The 16,657-nt window shown below is 37.3% G+C and carries 16 protein-coding genes; 12 read left to right on the forward strand and 4 right to left on the reverse strand.

What is annotated here, in order from left to right:
• The first annotated feature begins 774 nt into the window (after positions 1-774).
• The 5 genes from D1839_RS10520 (at position 775) to D1839_RS10540 (ending at position 3,208) form a co-directional block, all read left to right on the forward strand.
• Positions 775-1,362 carry a TlpA family protein disulfide reductase gene (locus tag D1839_RS10520; RefSeq protein ID WP_120379927.1) on the forward strand — a complete coding sequence of 196 codons (588 nt, stop codon included), beginning with the start codon at positions 775-777 and terminating at the stop codon, positions 1,360-1,362.
• A 453-nt stretch (positions 1,363-1,815) separates the two neighbouring features.
• On the forward strand, positions 1,816-1,950 hold the full coding sequence (locus tag D1839_RS10525) for an FbpB family small basic protein (protein ID WP_199690069.1): 135 nt from the start codon (positions 1,816-1,818) through the stop codon (positions 1,948-1,950).
• A gap of 160 nt (positions 1,951-2,110) precedes the next feature.
• Positions 2,111-2,335 carry a small acid-soluble spore protein Tlp gene (gene tlp, locus D1839_RS10530; protein WP_120379861.1) on the forward strand — a complete coding sequence of 75 codons (225 nt, stop codon included), beginning with the start codon at positions 2,111-2,113 and terminating at the stop codon, positions 2,333-2,335.
• A 146-nt stretch (positions 2,336-2,481) separates the two neighbouring features.
• The gene (locus D1839_RS10535; protein WP_120379862.1) at positions 2,482-2,925 is read left to right on the forward strand and encodes an acyl-CoA thioesterase; all 444 of its coding nucleotides are present in this window, start codon (positions 2,482-2,484) and stop codon (positions 2,923-2,925) included.
• Positions 2,909-3,208, forward strand: a complete 300-nt coding sequence (locus D1839_RS10540) for a hypothetical protein (protein ID WP_120379863.1) — start codon at positions 2,909-2,911, stop codon at positions 3,206-3,208. The genes D1839_RS10535 and D1839_RS10540 overlap by 17 nt, the downstream gene beginning before the upstream one ends.
• 62 nt (positions 3,209-3,270) lie before the next feature.
• On the opposite strand, the gene D1839_RS10545 is transcribed toward D1839_RS10540, so the two are convergent.
• From D1839_RS10545 to plsY, 4 genes are all read right to left on the reverse strand, one after another.
• On the reverse strand, positions 3,271-3,570 hold the full coding sequence (locus D1839_RS10545) for a HesB/YadR/YfhF family protein (protein ID WP_120379864.1): 300 nt from the start codon (positions 3,568-3,570) through the stop codon (positions 3,271-3,273).
• Positions 3,571-3,585: 15 nt separating this feature from the next.
• Complete coding sequence (gene yidD / locus D1839_RS10550; RefSeq protein ID WP_120379865.1) at positions 3,586-3,810, reverse strand: membrane protein insertion efficiency factor YidD; 225 nt, start codon at positions 3,808-3,810, stop codon at positions 3,586-3,588.
• A 17-nt stretch (positions 3,811-3,827) separates the two neighbouring features.
• On the reverse strand, positions 3,828-4,760 hold the full coding sequence (gene folE2 / locus D1839_RS10555; RefSeq protein WP_120379866.1) for a GTP cyclohydrolase FolE2: 933 nt from the start codon (positions 4,758-4,760) through the stop codon (positions 3,828-3,830).
• A 519-nt stretch (positions 4,761-5,279) separates the two neighbouring features.
• A complete protein-coding gene (gene plsY, locus D1839_RS10560) occupies positions 5,280-5,861 on the reverse strand; it encodes a glycerol-3-phosphate 1-O-acyltransferase PlsY (protein ID WP_120379867.1) in 582 nt (193 codons plus the stop codon).
• A 333-nt stretch (positions 5,862-6,194) separates the two neighbouring features.
• Here plsY and D1839_RS10565 point away from each other — a divergent pair, with 333 nt between their 5' ends.
• The 7 genes from D1839_RS10565 (at position 6,195) to D1839_RS10595 (ending at position 16,652) form a co-directional block, all read left to right on the forward strand.
• A complete protein-coding gene (locus D1839_RS10565) occupies positions 6,195-7,262 on the forward strand; it encodes an ABC transporter ATP-binding protein (protein WP_120379868.1) in 1,068 nt (355 codons plus the stop codon).
• The gene (locus D1839_RS10570; protein ID WP_120379869.1) at positions 7,255-8,778 is read left to right on the forward strand and encodes an ABC transporter permease/substrate-binding protein; all 1,524 of its coding nucleotides are present in this window, start codon (positions 7,255-7,257) and stop codon (positions 8,776-8,778) included. Before D1839_RS10565 ends, D1839_RS10570 begins: the two co-directional genes overlap by 8 nt.
• 18 nt (positions 8,779-8,796) lie before the next feature.
• A complete protein-coding gene (locus D1839_RS10575) occupies positions 8,797-9,216 on the forward strand; it encodes a CoA-binding protein (RefSeq protein WP_120379870.1) in 420 nt (139 codons plus the stop codon).
• 962 nt (positions 9,217-10,178) lie between these two features.
• On the forward strand, positions 10,179-12,137 hold the full coding sequence (parE, locus tag D1839_RS10580) for a DNA topoisomerase IV subunit B (protein ID WP_120379871.1): 1,959 nt from the start codon (positions 10,179-10,181) through the stop codon (positions 12,135-12,137).
• 19 nt (positions 12,138-12,156) lie between these two features.
• Positions 12,157-14,610, forward strand: a complete 2,454-nt coding sequence (gene parC, locus D1839_RS10585) for a DNA topoisomerase IV subunit A (RefSeq protein ID WP_120379872.1) — start codon at positions 12,157-12,159, stop codon at positions 14,608-14,610.
• A gap of 203 nt (positions 14,611-14,813) precedes the next feature.
• The gene (locus tag D1839_RS10590) at positions 14,814-15,422 is read left to right on the forward strand and encodes a TetR/AcrR family transcriptional regulator (protein ID WP_286164781.1); all 609 of its coding nucleotides are present in this window, start codon (positions 14,814-14,816) and stop codon (positions 15,420-15,422) included.
• An 87-nt stretch (positions 15,423-15,509) separates the two neighbouring features.
• Positions 15,510-16,652 carry an acyl-CoA dehydrogenase family protein gene (locus D1839_RS10595; RefSeq protein ID WP_120379874.1) on the forward strand — a complete coding sequence of 381 codons (1,143 nt, stop codon included), beginning with the start codon at positions 15,510-15,512 and terminating at the stop codon, positions 16,650-16,652.
• Positions 16,653-16,657 lie beyond the last annotated feature (5 nt).

The following is a 16,657-nucleotide window of genomic DNA, read 5'->3' on the forward strand; positions in this document are numbered from 1 at the left end:
TAGACCGAACGAAGGAATGTATGCGCAAATGACGCTGTGAGATGTGGGAGGGTTTGTCACCATGAGTATAGTGGGAATAAGGGTGCAATCATAGCAGTAATAATCCCCATTTTTTTCAAAAAGAGAAGGATGGCTTATTAAGTGCACCCTTCTACATTAAAATTTATTCCTATGCCGTCTTAAATATGGTTGATAAAGAAAAAACAAAATGAAATTCTAAGAAAAACAAAGAAAACAAGAGAAAACGTTAGTATATAGAGGGAGTATAAAAATTGTTGCATTGGGATACCGATAACGGAATAGACGTCCGGCTTAAGCGCCCAGCAACTAGGCGACTTCACGAATCGCCCTACGATAAGTCATCATTGGTTCGTGCCTCCCCACGATTCCTTTATCTTTAGTTGATTCGTTCCATTCGCTACGTTGCTAAACGGGCGACCTGTGCTTTTGTTCTTAAAATTTTTATAACCATCATAAAATAACCTTCTATTTACAATAGTTTACTGACTTTTTTCAAAGGATGGATTTGAATATTTCAGTAAATATTTCCTTAATTGTAATATTGACTTTTCTGACCGTTGTTAATTCTAGATAATTTTAAGCTTTTCAAGCTGTATCCACAACATTTTTCTAAATATAGACTGTTTACTTTACAGATGCTAGTCAATTAATCTACCATGAGAGAAGATTGCTAAGAAAAACTAGTAGCAATAAGGGGAAATACAATGATCAAGAGAGAGCCGGTCAAACATGAAAGAGCAAGGGGATATGTTTATGGTTAAAAGAATAGTAGGTGTTTTGCTTATTCTCGTATTAGCTGGTGGAGTACTGTTCAATTACATTCAGCAAAAGAACGATTCAGAATCAACTACAGCCAATAAGTATGATGTAACAGGTGATACGGATACTAAAGGAGGAATGATTTCATCTGTCCAAGAGACCCATGATATTGGAGATATGGCACCAGATTTTGAGTTAAATACATTGAGCGGAGAAAAACTACAACTCTCCAAACTAAGAGGGAAAAAGGTGATTTTAAATTTTTGGGCAACGTGGTGTCCACCATGTCGCGAGGAAATGCCTGAGATGCAAAGATTTTATGATGATTTTAATGACGAAGTAGAGATGGTAGCTGTCAACTTAACAGAATTAGAAAATAAAAAAGAAAATGTAGCTGAATACATTGAAAAATATCAATATACGTATCCAATTCCTTTGGATACAAAAGCTAAAGTCCGAAGTGCATATAAGATTATTGCTGTGCCTACCACTTACTTTATTAACCAACAAGGAAAAATCACTAAAATACATCCTGGTCCCATGGATTACGACCTTATGAAGGAAGCAATTGAATCCATGTAAAAATAGTAGTTTGACGTAAGGTAAATTAAAACAGGTGGAAACAATTAGCACAATTTAAAGGAAGCTTTTGCCTATCTTAATGCTAGCTGCTGACTTTTATGTTCAGACAGATAGCTTTTTATAATATATACTACTTCAACGTTCAGAAATGAGGTCAGTTTGACAAATCATCCAAGTACCTGATATTCTTGGTGAACCAGTGGCTGGAACTAAACTAGCCATTATCATTCATTTAGGCTTCTTTGTGTATCATTCTAGCGGTTCTCTAGGTGAGTTTTACAGCTCTTACATCGAAATGAAAACCTTTTCCCCTAGACCACATAGGCCAATAAGCTGGTGAATGAGCTTTGAATATATGATGTACATTAAATATAAAACCTCATACAAAAGTAACGTATATATTAATGAAAGAATGGTTATCCTGCTTCTTAAAAGGAGGAGATGACCATTTCTTTGAAAAAAGGCAGAACATTTGATGAATTGGTGCAAGAAAATCGGCAATCTATTTTAGCAGATAAACGATTAATGGAAAAGATAGAGGAGAAGCTAGAAGCAAAAAGAAAACACATACAAAGGAAAAATGCATAATGATAAAAGCGTAACCGGAGTGAGAAATGGCGGTTACGCTTGTTTTTTGCAATTAAAGAGATACATGAGAAACAGCTGTAGTTAAGTACAGGAAGGGGTATAGATTTTCAACATCTTGGAAAACTAAAAACGAATTCAAAAAATGAAAGGAGTTATTTCCATGTCAGATCGATATCAACCAAATCCTGATGATCGCAGTGATAATGTCGAAAAATTACAAGAAATGGTGCAGGATACGATCCAAAATATTGAAAAAGCGCATGAGACCATGCAATTTTCTTCAGGCGAAGAAAAAGAAGCTATTAAGGAAAAGAATAAGCGAAGAGAACAAGCTATTGAAGGTATGCGACAAGAAATTAAAGATGAGTACAAAAATCAACACTAATACTTTCGTTAACCCTCTTAAGATACGAACTGTATTGCAGAGGGTTATTTACTTTTAATTGTCTGTAAAAGCTGGAAGAGGAAGGAATTCCAATAATATGTTAAGCTAAAAAGAGAAAAATAGTTTTATCTAGGAGGAATCCTTCATTGCCAAAAATTAAAACACCAATTGAAGTACGTTATCAAGAAACAGATCAGATGGGAGTAGTCTATCATGCAAACTATTTAGTCTGGTTTGAAATTGGCAGAACTAAATTTATTGAATCCCTTGGCTTGGAATATACAGAAATGGAAGCACACCAAGTTGTATCACCTGTTACTAACGCACAAATTCATTTTAAAAAGCCAATTCGTTATGGTGATCAAGTAACTGTGGAGACATGGTTGGAAGCTTATAACGGAATTCGTACAGTATATGGCTATCATATTTTAAACGAGAAAGAAGAAATTGCTGTTAGTGGAACAACCGAGCATGTCATCGTTAATAAGGAGACATTTCGTCCTTTGTCATTAAAAAAGACTTTTCCAGATTGGCACCAAGCCTATAAGAGTCAATTAGAAGGGAAGAAGGAACGTGGCATTCGGCATTAGTCGTAAGGAATTAACGACTTGGAAACAAAAGGTCAAAGCAGGAGAAGTCGCTTTCTTAACGCATTTCTGGTTGGATGAACGATTCCCAGATTGTAATACTGTGACGAAAGTAGGCTGTATAGATATTCAGAAATTAGCGCTTTGGGGGAAAAGCTATGACTTACCGCCTGAATGGATTGATCAAAAGGATGGTTTTCCACATTTTGACTTATTTGGAGAAAAACAAAAATACATATTAGAACAAGAAGGCGAGTGGCAACAAATAGAACGATTTCAATTATGAAGTGTAGCTTTTATTCAAGTGAGTTAAGGACATCTCGGGGGCAGGCTAAAAGAGCTTAGAAACTAAGCTCTTTTTACATAAGTTATTTCTGGTTCTTGTTTTTTTCTGCTAAACTTAATTTTTAAATCGCTGTCTTCAAAATACCATGCATCTTTTTCTTCTACATAAAAGGTGATGTTTTCTACTTCATTGGAAGCATGGACTTCTACTGGTTCATCTTTATTAACTCCTAGAGAAAACCCTGGAATATTTCCGCCAAACCCTCCATACCTCACAAAAAAACGGATGTATTTCTCGTTTTTTTCTAGATCTAACTCGTCTTTATACCATTTCGCTGCTTCTTTACTTATTTGTATGTCCATGGTGACAGCTCCTTTTCATTTCTTATTCTTCTCAGGTACCAGATCAATACCGCCAGGATGAAAGGGATGGCATTTACTAATCCGTTTTATTGTTAAGTATGTGCCTTTCAAAACGCCAAATCGCTTGTAAGCTTCGAGCCCATATTCCGAGCACGTTGGGTAAAAACGGCAACTGGGAGGCTTAAATGGGCTGATCGCAGCACGATAAAATTTAATTAAACCGATGAAGATATTCTTCATAGAACCCCTTCTTTATTTTACACATCTTTGGTTTTATCATAAGTTACTGCAGCAATAGCATCGTGCAGATGGATGGACTCCTCGTTTTGGCAGGTTACTTTAAATTTTGTAATAAAGGAAGTCTCATATAAATCAGCTGCTATTAATCGAACCATATCTTCAACAAAACGTGGGTTTTCATAGGCTTGCTCTGTTACCATTTTTTCATCTGTTCGTTTCAAAATAGGATGTAATCTTGCACTAGCGTTGCTTTCTGCTGCTTCTAGTAATATTTTTTTCCAATCAAGATTTTCCTCTTGATAGTCTTCACTAACACTTATTTCCATTATAACATTTCCACGTTGGTTATGAGCACTATATTCGCTTATTTCTTTAGAACAAGGGCATAGGGTTGTAATTGCTACTGATAACGACAAATAAATATAAAAGCCTTTTAATTCGTGATATTCTATTCGAATCCCGGCATCAGCATGATTTAGGCCAGTAAGACTAGTATCCGGGGCTTGTCTTTCAAAAAACCAAGGAAAGTTCACTTCTAATGTTGCATCTGGTTGCTCCACACGCTTGGCGATTTCTTTGGTAAACTTTTTTAAAACATTTAATTCAGTAGAAAAACCGTTTTTTTGGTAATGTGCCAATTGCTCCATAAACCGACTCATGTTCGTACCTTTATTCGTTTGTTTTAAACTGGAAGTAAACGTGAATTGACCGATACTTGTTTGTGTATACGGTGCTAAAGAACTATATATCATAATAGGGTTCTTTACCTTAGTTACCCCGACCGCATCTAAATCAAATAAAAAATCCTTTTTGGTATTCTGTAAATCCGCCATATGCATTTTATCAACAGGTTTTGTTCGCGGGGCTGGCTTTACAGAACCAAATAATTGATGGCGCTTTTCTTTAGAAGGTAATTGTTTAATCGGAAAAGCTTTTGTTTGATGATCCATCATATTACCCCCTTTCTTTATACTTTTAAAGTATACGTTACGAAGAAATGATAATCAATTTATAGGTTTTGTTCCAATTTTATTATCCAAAAAAAGCCTAAGCGGGGGCATCACAGCATCTATATACTAGGTAGGCGATATCTATATCGCTAAAGCAAAAGTATTATATTGTAAAAGTTTTAAATCGTCGCTTTTATACGTTAACCTAGATACGAAGGTGTTAAACCAAAAGATCTGATTTCATAAATTTACAATTCATTCGATCTTTAAAATATAAAGCGGCATTATTATGGGACAAGGAGAGTTCCTTCACCAACACGTTTAAATCGGCAGTTAGAAATGAAGGATAGAATACATAACCTCTATTCACATTTCCTTGGGTTTTCAAATAGTGTCCGTGTTAGCTAACCACCTGTATATAACAGTACTTTTTTCCACGCTCTATTCTAAAATGACTTACGAAGTTCCATGAATTTACATGAACGTTTAGTTATGTGCAAACCTTGATTTAAACCACAATTACATCCAAGTTATTTTGGGCTCGGTTTTGTTTTTTATTCGTTTCAAATTTTCCCGGTGCCTGTATATAACAAAAATCGTTAGTAAAGAGGTGACAATAATTAACCCTGTATCTCGAAATATAAATGATAGAACAACTGTAACAACACCAGTTATCATGGATGAGAGCGAGACATATTTAGTAATATACAAACTAAAAATGAATGTCGATATCATTAAAATAAACAATAATGGATTAATTCCAAGAATGATTCCTCCAGAAGTCGCTACAGCCTTTCCACCCTTCAACTTGGCAAAGATCGGATAAGTGTGACCTACAACTGCGAATAACCCAATAACAAGGCGATGAACATCTGCATCAAATAATAATGGAATAAGCGTTGCAACAGTACCTTTTAAAATGTCAGCCAAAGTAACTATAATTCCGGCTTTTACACCTAACACACGAAAGGTATTCGTTGCTCCAAGATTACCGCTGCCATGCTGGCGTACATCTTTGTTATACCCAACCTTACCAACAATGAGGGCTGATGGAATTGATCCGAGTAAATAGGCTATAAGGGCAAATACAATATATTCCATACTTTTTCCTACTTTCTGTGTAATGAGATATGTATTTTTATTTCTACAAAAATAATGCCAAAACTTTAGTGAACCGGGAGAAGCAATCAATGATGTTGAAATTGCTGTTTTTTCATTATTTTTGTCATCACAGATATTAACTGTACTTGCACTACAAAATGAAAGGACGCTGTTCTTTATTTTAGCATGAAGTTTGGAATTTAAGAACCTATAAATCAGTGATATGTTTGTTAGGGACCTATAAAGGGTATACCATAAACGTTCATAAATAGCTGAAAATATATCTGAAAAAGAAAATATAAACGGCTTAGGAATTAAATAAGGAGGCCTGTTATGATTGAATTTAACCGAGTTCATAAAAATTATCAAGATGGAACAGAAGCTGTAAAAGATATTTCGTTTTGCGTTCAAAAAGGAGAGTTTGTTACTTTAATCGGACCAAGCGGTTGCGGTAAAACAACCACGATAAAAATGGTCAATCGTCTCATGGAACCGACATCCGGTGACATATACATAAAAGGGGAAAATATTACTGCTTTCCCCGTTGATCAATTGCGATGGAATATTGGTTATGTGTTACAAGAAATTGCGCTATTTCCACACATGACCATAGAAGAAAATATTGCTGTTGTCCCTGAATTAAAAAAATGGAAGCGACAAAAAATTCGTAAGCGAACAGCTGAGCTATTAGAAATGGTCGGACTCGATCCAGCTACCTATAAAAAAAAGCTGCCAAGAGAGCTTTCTGGGGGACAGCAACAACGTATCGGAGTGATTCGGGCTTTGGCGGGGGACCCAGACATTATTTTAATGGACGAGCCGTTTAGCGCATTAGATCCGATAAGCAGACAACAATTACAAGCAGATATTCAAGCATTGCAACAAGAAGTGAAAAAGACCATTCTATTTGTCACCCATGATATAAAAGAAGCGATGGCATTAGGTGATCGTGTATGCTTAATGAATCATGGGGAAATTGTTCAATTGGACACTCCGGAAAACCTTGTACGTTATCCAGAAACCTCATTCGTAAAAGAATTCATTGGCAAAGATAAGTCACCTTGGGAAACGCCTGTTGAAGCTATTACTGTTTCAGCACAGAACTACGTTATACAGGAAGATGCCTTTGAACAAGGGGACTATTATTCTGACCAAGTGTATATTATACAGGATGAGTATAATAAATATGTAGGAATAGCAGCAAACGGTACGATAACGGAAGGAACCTATTTACGACATGACCTTCCCTTGTCTGATGTGGTTGAAGTTACAGAAGGAAAGAAACAGGAATTTTTTCCTGTATTAAAGGGTGACAGGCTTGTTGGTGTCCTTCGCTATCGCGACATAATTATATATTTAAAGACTAAGTCTCATTTAACAGGGGGCTTAACCAATGAATGACTTTATAACGGTATTTCAAAATCGCCAAGGGATGCTCGTTGAAACCATTTGGGAGCATTTGCAAATATCGCTTATTTCATTAATTATTGCAATTTCAATTGCCGTCCCTTTAGGGCTGATCTTAACAAGATACCCAAGAGTAGCTGAGCCAATCATCGGTCTTACTGCTATATTACAAACGATTCCAAGTCTTGCGGTATTGGCCTTTCTGATCCCTTTTTTTGGTATTGGAACTTTACCAGCTGTTATTGCTTTAACTGCTTATGGACTATTACCAATTTTGCGAAATAGCTATACAGGAATTAAGGAGGTTGACCAAGCTTATATTGAAGCTGCAACAGGAATGGGCATGAATTCATTTAAACGGTTAGTAAAGATCGAATTACCAATTGCGATGCCCGTGATGATGGCAGGTGTTCGAACGTCTATGGTATTGATTGTTGGTACAACGACATTAGCAGCTTTAATTGGTGCAGGTGGTTTAGGTGAAATCATTTTATTAGGCCTAGACCGTGGAGCAGATGTTCATCTTATTTTATTAGGAGCTATACCTGCCGCTTTGCTCGCCATCGTTTTAGATGGTATTTTACGAGGATTTGAACGTATTTCCAAAAAAGCTGGCGTTAAATCCCTGATAGCCATGTTGCTTATTGCTGTACTCATTGTCGTAACACCGTTTATCATTCAATCAGACAAGCAAGAAGACATCGTTATTGGAGGGAAATTAGGTTCGGAGCCAGCAATTTTAATGAATATGTATAAGCAATTAATTGAAGCGGATACGGATTTAAATGTTCAATTAAAGCCGAACTTAGGAAAAACAGCATTTGTATTCAATGCATTAGAACAAGGGAGTATTGATATTTATCCGGAATTTAGTGGTACTGCTATTGTTACCCATCTAGAAGAAAATGCAACTAGCCAAAAGGAAAAAGAGGTGTATCAACAAGCAAAAGAGGGAATGAAAGAACAGTTTGATATGGCATATTTAAAGCCAATGGACTATAATAATACGTACACTATAGCAACGACGAAAGAAATAGCTGAACGGTATAACCTGGAAACGATGGAAGATTTAAAACAAGTGGAAGAACAGCTGACAGCTGGGTTTACATTGGAATTCAAGGATAGATACGATGGTTATGTTGGAATGCAGGACGTATATGACTTGAATATTTCGGATGTAAATACCATGGACCCTGGGCTCAGACAAGAAGCCATAATATCAGGGGAAGTGGATATAATTGACGCATACGCTACCGATAGTTATATGGAAGAGCTCGACTTAGTCGCTTTAGAAGATACAAAGAATTTATTTCCACCATATCAAGGTGCGCCACTGTTGCGCAATGAAACACTGAAAGCATATCCTGAGCTAGAAGGGATATTGAACCAGCTTGGTGGAAAAATAACGGATGAGCAAATGAGGAAAATGAATTACCTTGTAGATTATGAGGATCAGTCTCCGGAAAAGGTAGCAAGAGAGTTTCTAATGGAACAAGGGTTGCTTGAATAACCATAAGGAGGGCATTACATGACGTGGGAAAATCCAACAAACGAAGAGTTGAAACAAATTTTAACTTCTGCAAAAACAATTGCTGTCGTAGGATTATCAAATAATCCAGAACGAACGTCTTATCAAATTGCAAAAATCATGCAGCAAGAGGGTTACCGAATCATTCCTGTTAACCCTACAGTAGAGGAAGTCCTGGGGGAAAAAGCTTATGCTTCATTAACAGAAGTCCCAGAGCCGATTGATATAATTAATATCTTTCGAAGGTCAGAATTCTTACCAGAAATTGCTAAAGAGGCCACCCAAACAAATTGTAAAATTTTTTGGGCCCAACAAGGTATTATGAATGAAGAAGCATATCACTATTTAAAACAGCATGACTTTACCGTTATAATGGATCTGTGTATCAAAGTGGTGCATGCTGTATTGGTGAAAAAATAGGACAAGTATAAGGGTGACAGTCATACGTCATCCTTTTCTCATGCTGAGATGGTTATTACCTGTTAACTTACTATTTTACGTCGCAATAATATCTGTATTATTAGTATGATTACCGACGTCGTATCCTTCATGACGTAATGGCATCATAGCGGCACAAGTTGACTACTTGTTTTCCCAAAAAACTCCTTATTGTCACGAAGCACTAATTATTTATAATTTAGGTCTATTTATTATATTCGTATTCTTGCTGAACAACAGAACAAGGCAATCGATTGGGAGATAAGGGCAAGAATAGTTTAAACAAAGACATATGATGAATATTTTATCTAGCCTTCTGGAAAAACCCATTCCCTAATTACACATTGCTAATGTACAGATTGTCTCCATAGATGAAGCTGGATTTTTCTAGCACCTTATATACAGGTAAAGTTCTTTAAAATCAATGTTATGTTATAGAAAATGAAATGGGGGAAAGTAGCTCCCATATACATTTGAAAGACTCTGTATATAAATCATTCTTGCAAAACAAGCCACTTGTCTCTATAGTATATTTAGTAATGATGGTTAAAATAGGAAGAATATGTTGCTGAAATAAGGGCCCTTTGTTTTTGTATGAGATATAAAGAAAATTTCCCACAGTGTTATTAACTTATGCAACTCTTTCGTCCTACAAAGGGAATCCAAGTAGGATGAGTGGAAGATCTAGCTTAGAGGGAAATTTATTTCTGTGTATAGGTCTTTTGGTCATAACCTTATGTGGTATAGCTATCTCAGAGGAGGATGAGCATAGGCTCCGGTGGTTGAACTCTCGCTATCTCCCGAACTACCTCCCTGGACGATAATCAACACACTTTTTAAAGGAAAAAAGAATGATGCACAAATGTAGGATTCCCTTTCTTCTTTACATAAACAAACGTTCGTTCTAATATAGTATTTACAGAAATGAAAGGAGCAGGTACGGAGTGACAAAACAACCTATTTCATATAGCGATGACTCGATCCAAGTTCTAGAAGGCCTTGAGGCTGTACGCAAACGGCCAGGAATGTATATTGGAAGTACAGATCATAGGGGACTGCATCATCTCGTGTTTGAAATTGTAGATAATGCGGTAGACGAGGCCTTGGCTGGATTTGGCGATGTCATTAAAGTAACAATACATAAAGATAATAGCATTTCCGTAACAGACTATGGGCGAGGTATTCCTACTGGTATGCATCGCTCTGGGAAGCCAACGTTAGAGGTTATTTTTACCATTTTACATGCGGGAGGTAAATTCGGACAGGGCGGTTATAAGACAAGTGGAGGACTACATGGTGTTGGTGCATCTGTAGTAAACGCATTGTCCGAATGGCTTGAGGTTACTATCCATCGTGATGGAAAGACGTATTTTCAGCGCTTCGAAAACGGTGGGAAGCCTGTAGGCACATTAGAAAAAAAGGGATCAACGAAACAGTCCGGTTCAACGATTCATTTTAAACCTGATCCCGTTATTTTTACTTCCACGGTGTATGACTATGAAACGTTATCGGAACGTTTGCGAGAGTCTGCTTTTTTATTAAAAGGTTTGACGATCGAATTACACGATTTAAGACATGACCAAATGGAAAAATATCAATTTCCAGATGGCTTGAAAGCTTTTGTCGAGTATTTAAACGAGGAAAAAGATACACTTCATTCTGTCGTAGCATTTGAAGGGGAACAGCAAGGAATTGAAGTGGATTTTGCTTTTCAATTTAACGATGGCTTTGCGGAGAGCATGCTTTCTTTTGTTAACCATGTCCGAACAAAAGATGGAGGAACACATGAATCTGGTGCACGAACAGCGGTTACAAGGACCTTTAATGACTATGCAAAACGTACAGGATTGCTGAAAGAAAAAGATAAAAATCTAGAAGGTACGGATATTCGAGAAGGGTTTACAGCTATTGTTTCAGTGCGTGTCCCTGAGCAAAAATTACAATTTGAAGGGCAAACAAAGGGGAAACTAGGTACACCAGAGGCTCGTTCGGTCGTTGATGCGGTTGTGTCTGAAAAGTTAACCTATTTTCTTGAAGAAAATCCAGATATAGCTAATTCACTTATTAGAAAAGCGATAAAAGCAAAAGAAGCGAGAGAAGCTGCAAGAAAGGCACGCGAAGAAGCAAGGTCAGGAAAGAAGCGTAGAAGAAAAGAAACGTTACTAAGTGGAAAGCTTACCCCGGCTCAATCTAAAAATGCCAAACGAAATGAATTATACCTTGTTGAGGGGGATTCAGCTGGCGGTTCTGCGAAGCAAGGTAGAGATCGCAAGTTTCAAGCTGTGCTTCCATTACGTGGAAAAGTGATTAATACTGAAAAGGCAAAGCTGGAAGATGTTTTTAAAAATGAAGAAATTTCAACGATTATTCATACCATTGGCGCCGGTGTTGGTGGTGACTTCGATTTAGAAGATGTGCAGTACGACAAAATTATTATTATGACGGATGCGGATACAGATGGCGCACATATCCAAGTCTTACTGCTTACGTTTTTTTACCGATATATGCGACCGCTCGTGGAAGCTGGTAAAGTATATATTGCTTTGCCACCTCTATATCAAATTGCAAAAGGAAAAGGGAAGAAGAAGCAAATAGCATATGCATGGGATGAAAAAGAAATGAAGCGAGTCATTCAGCAGTTTAAAAATGGATATACATTGCAACGCTATAAAGGGCTAGGAGAAATGAATGCTGACCAGCTTTGGGAAACAACTATGAACCCCGAGTCACGCACGCTAATACGAGTAACTATTGATGATCTTGCTCGAGCTGAGCGTCGTGTAACAACATTAATGGGTAATAAAGTGGAACCGCGTAGAAAATGGATTGAAGGAAACGTGGAATTTGGCTTGGATGATGCGACTAACATTTTAGAAAATGATAAAATTCAAACAGATGAATAATTTTTAAGGAGGGCTTGGTTTGACGCAACCAGGAACATATTTAGACCTTCCGTTAGAAGAAGTGATAGGTGACCGATTTGGAAGGTACAGCAAATATATTATTCAGGATCGAGCATTACCTGATGCCAGAGACGGTTTAAAACCAGTGCAACGAAGAATTCTCTATGCGATGCATGAAGAAAAAAATACACATGATAAAAATTTTCGAAAATCAGCTAAAACGGTGGGAACAGTAATTGGGAATTATCATCCTCATGGAGACACTTCTGTTTATGAAGCCATGGTTCGACTAAGCCAAGATTGGAAAGTTAGAAATGTCTTAGTTGAAATGCACGGAAACAACGGAAGTATTGATGGTGATCCACCAGCTGCAATGCGTTATACAGAAGCAAGGCTTTCAAGTATCGCTTCTGAGTTACTGCGGGATATTGATAAAGATACCGTTGATTTTATTCCTAATTTTGATGATACTGACACAGAACCAGTTGTCTTACCGGCTAAATTCCCTAATCTGCTTGTAAATGGATCGACTGGAATTTCTGCTGGATATGCAACAGATATTCCGCCACATAATTTAGCAGAAGTATTAGATGCAGTCATCCTTAAAATTGATAAGCCTTCTGTAACCACAGAAGAATTAATGAAGGTTATGAAAGGACCTGATTTTCCTACCGGCGGGATTATTCAAGGAAAAGATGGGATAAAAAAAGCATACGAAACAGGACGCGGCAAAATAGTGGTCCGTGGAAAAACGAGAATTGAATCTGTTCGCGGTAGTCGAGAACAGATTATTATTGATGAGATCCCTTATGAAGTAAATAAAGCTAGTATGGTTAAAAAAATAGATGAATTACGAATTGACCGTAAAGTAGAAGGAATTGCAGAAGTTCGCGATGAAACGGATCGTACAGGTTTACGAGTTGTTATCGAGTTAAAAAAAGATGTCAACGCAGAAGGAGTATTAAATTACTTATTTAAGAATACGGATTTGCAAATAACGTATCATTTTAATATGGTTGCTATTCAAGATAAAACGCCACAACAATTATCGTTAAATCAGCTACTAAAATCATATATTGCCCACCAAAAAGAAGTGGTAACGAGACAAACTACTTTTGACTTAAAAAAAGCAAAAGACCGCGCTCATATCGTAGAGGGATTAATCAAAGCGATTTCTATTTTGGATGAAGTCATCCAAACAATTCGCTCGTCTAAGGATAAACAGGATGCAAAGCAACAGCTAATTACCAACTATTCTTTCACTGAGCCGCAAGCAGAAGCTATTGTCATGTTACAGCTTTATCGGTTAACTAATACGGATATTACATCGCTTGAGCAAGAAGCAAAAGCTTTAAAAGAGCGGATTAAAGAATTGGAGCTCATTTTAGGCAGTGAAAAGCAACTATTACAAACCATTAAAAAAGACTTAAGAAAATTGAAAAGAACATATGGTTCCCCGCGATTAACGATCATAGAAGATGAAATTGAAGAACTGAAGATTGATATTGAAGTGGTGGTTGCTAGCGAGGATGTGTTGTTGTCTGTTACGAAAGATGGCTATGTAAAGCGTACCAGTTTGCGATCCTATAGCGCTTCTAACGGTGAAGATTTCGCCATGAAGGATGGGGATCATATTATTTGTTTAGCTGAATTGAATACTACGGATAAAGTGCTTCTGTTCACCAACAAAGGAAAATATATTTATATACCTGTTCATGAATTACCTGATATACGTTGGAAAGACATCGGACAGCATCTCTCTAATATTGTTGCGTTAGAGAAAGAGGAAAAAATAATAAATTGTATTCCGGTGCGCCAGTTTCCTGAAAATAACTACTTATTATTTTTCACGAAAAACGGTATGGTAAAACGAAGTCAATTTAAACTTTATGAAGCTCAACGACATGGAAAAGCGCTCATCGCTCTTAATCTAAAAGCTGGGGACGAAGTAATTAATGTCCATCAAACAGATGGTAACAAAGATGTGTTCGTTGCTTCCGATAAAGGCTACGGGTTATGGTATCATGAATCTGAAATATCAGTGGTTGGCCAAAGAGCAGCTGGCGTAAAAGCTATTCAGTTAAAAGAAGACGAACAAGTGGTAAGTGGTCAAGTATTTGATGATTTATCAGATCCTTCGTTAGTTATTCTCACGCAACGAGGTGCATGTAAACGAATGAAACTAAGTTTATTTGAAAAAACGAGTCGAGCCAAGCGAGGACTCCAAATGCTACGTGAGCTGAAAAGCAAGCCACATCGGATACGTGGGTTTTTCCTAGTCAAGGAGCAAGATACAATTCAATTTAAAACAGAAGACGGCGAGGTACATCATGTATTCCCACTTGAATTATCCAACAGTGATAGGTACAGTAATGGCTCATTTATCATAGATACAGATAACCACGGAGAAGTCATCGAGACTTGGAAACAAATTCGTTACGAACAACCATTCGAATACGAAGAAGAAATTTAATCTCCCCTCTTTGCTTCTTTTGTATGATGAATCAAAAGCCAAGGGCGGTTTAATGGTAGAAGTCATTCCGCCATTAAACCGCTAAGTTTTTATGCATCGTAACTAATTGAATTCGTATAAACACTTTAAAATTTCTGCTAACTATGATAATGTAAACGTATACAAGAAAGGGGGGATCGGGAACGGATTTACGAGAAAGAATTATTCAATCCTCATTATTGTTGTTTGAGAAGAAAGGCTTTCATGGTGTAACGGTAAATGAAATTGTACAAAAAGCGGAAACGTCCAAAGGTGGATTTTATCACCATTTCACTTCTAAAGAAGAATTACTTTACGTTATTCACGATGCGTTTATTAGCTATGTACTCGAAAAAGCAGCATACGCAAATAATAGCTGCATTTCTCCTACAGACAAATTAAAAGCAATTATTAAAGATTTTGTAAAAGTATTTGACATTTACAAACCTCATATTTCCGTGTTTTATCAGGAAAGTATTTATTTGAATCCAGAGTATGAACAGCAAATTAAACAAAAAAGAGATCAATTTAAGCAACTAATCCTGCAAACCATTACGGAAGGCCAAGCAAATGGGGAGTTTCGCAGAGACTTACCTGTTGAAATAACAGGTATGGCAATATTAGGAATGGTTAATTGGACGTATAAATGGTATCAACCAAAAGGGAAGAACACAATTGATGAAATCAGTGATATATTTATCGAGCTTATATTACAAGCTATTTTGCCAAACGAAGCTATTAGTTTTAAGTCACATAATCGAGTAATACGCGATGATACAGATGTATGGGAATGATCATTTGGTAAGCAAAGACCAACCAGTCGGTCTGGTCCGAGTAATATCGATAGGAGACAAACTGCCGAATTTACAAGGGGGATGCTCATGAATTTTTCATTAACGGAAGAACAAACAATGATTCAGAAGATGGTAAGGGATTTTGCCGAGTCGGTTATTAAGCCGCGTGCGATTGAAATTGATAAAACAGCTACTTTTCCAGTTGATATTTTTAAGCAGTTAGGCGAGCTTGGGTTATTAGGAATCCCTTTTCCAGAAGCATATGGTGGATCTGGCGGAGATACATTATCTTATGCATTAGCAGTAGAAGAGATTGGCCGTGTTTGCGGGAGTACAGGGTTAAGCTATGCTGCAGCTGTTTCATTAGGTGCAAGCCCAATATATTACTTCGGCACAGAAGCACAAAAACAGCAATATTTAGTTCCATTAGCTGAAGGGAAAGCGCTTGGGGCATTTGGACTAACAGAGCCCAACGCTGGTTCAGACGCTGGCGGAACGAAGACAACTGCAATGGTAGACGGTGACGAATACGTTATTAACGGAGAGAAGTGCTATATAACGAATGCAAGTTATGCGGAAACACTTATTGTAACCGTTGTCACCGGAAAGGATAGTCGAGATAAAAATATTATTTCTGCTATCATTGTTCCGACCGACACAAAAGGGCTTACAATCACAAGTAATTACGACAAAATGGGAGTTCGTGGTTCAGATACGGCCGAAATTGTGCTAGACAATGTGCGCGTACCTAAAGAAAACCTGTTAGGAGATCCAGAAAAAGGGTTTAAACAGTTCCTGTACACACTAGATGGAGGCCGTATATCAATAGCTGCCCTTGGTGTAGGGATTGCCCAAGCCTCACTAGAAAAAGCGTTAGCCTATGCAAAAGAGCGAAAGCAGTTTGGTAAAGCAATTTCTGATTTTCAGGCGATCCAATTTAAATTAGCTGACATGGCGATGGAAGTGGAGTTAGCTAGAAATATGGTACATAAAGCTGCCTGGTTGAAAGATGAAGATAAGCCCTTCGGCAAAGAAGCTTCTTTTGCAAAGTTATATGCTACAGAAACTGCTTTTCGTGCAGCGAATCAAGCGATTCAAATTCATGGTGGTTATGGTTATATGCGCGAGTATGAAGTGGAACGTTATTTACGTGATGCAAAGTTGTTGGAGATTGGAGAAGGAACTTCAGAAATTCAGCGCCTAGTTATTGCGAGACACTTAGGGTGTTAAAGGAG

The sequence above is a fragment of the Roseburia sp. 1XD42-34 genome (assembly GCF_009917385.1).
In the GTDB taxonomy this organism is placed as follows: domain Bacteria; phylum Bacillota; class Bacilli; order Bacillales; family Amphibacillaceae; genus Virgibacillus.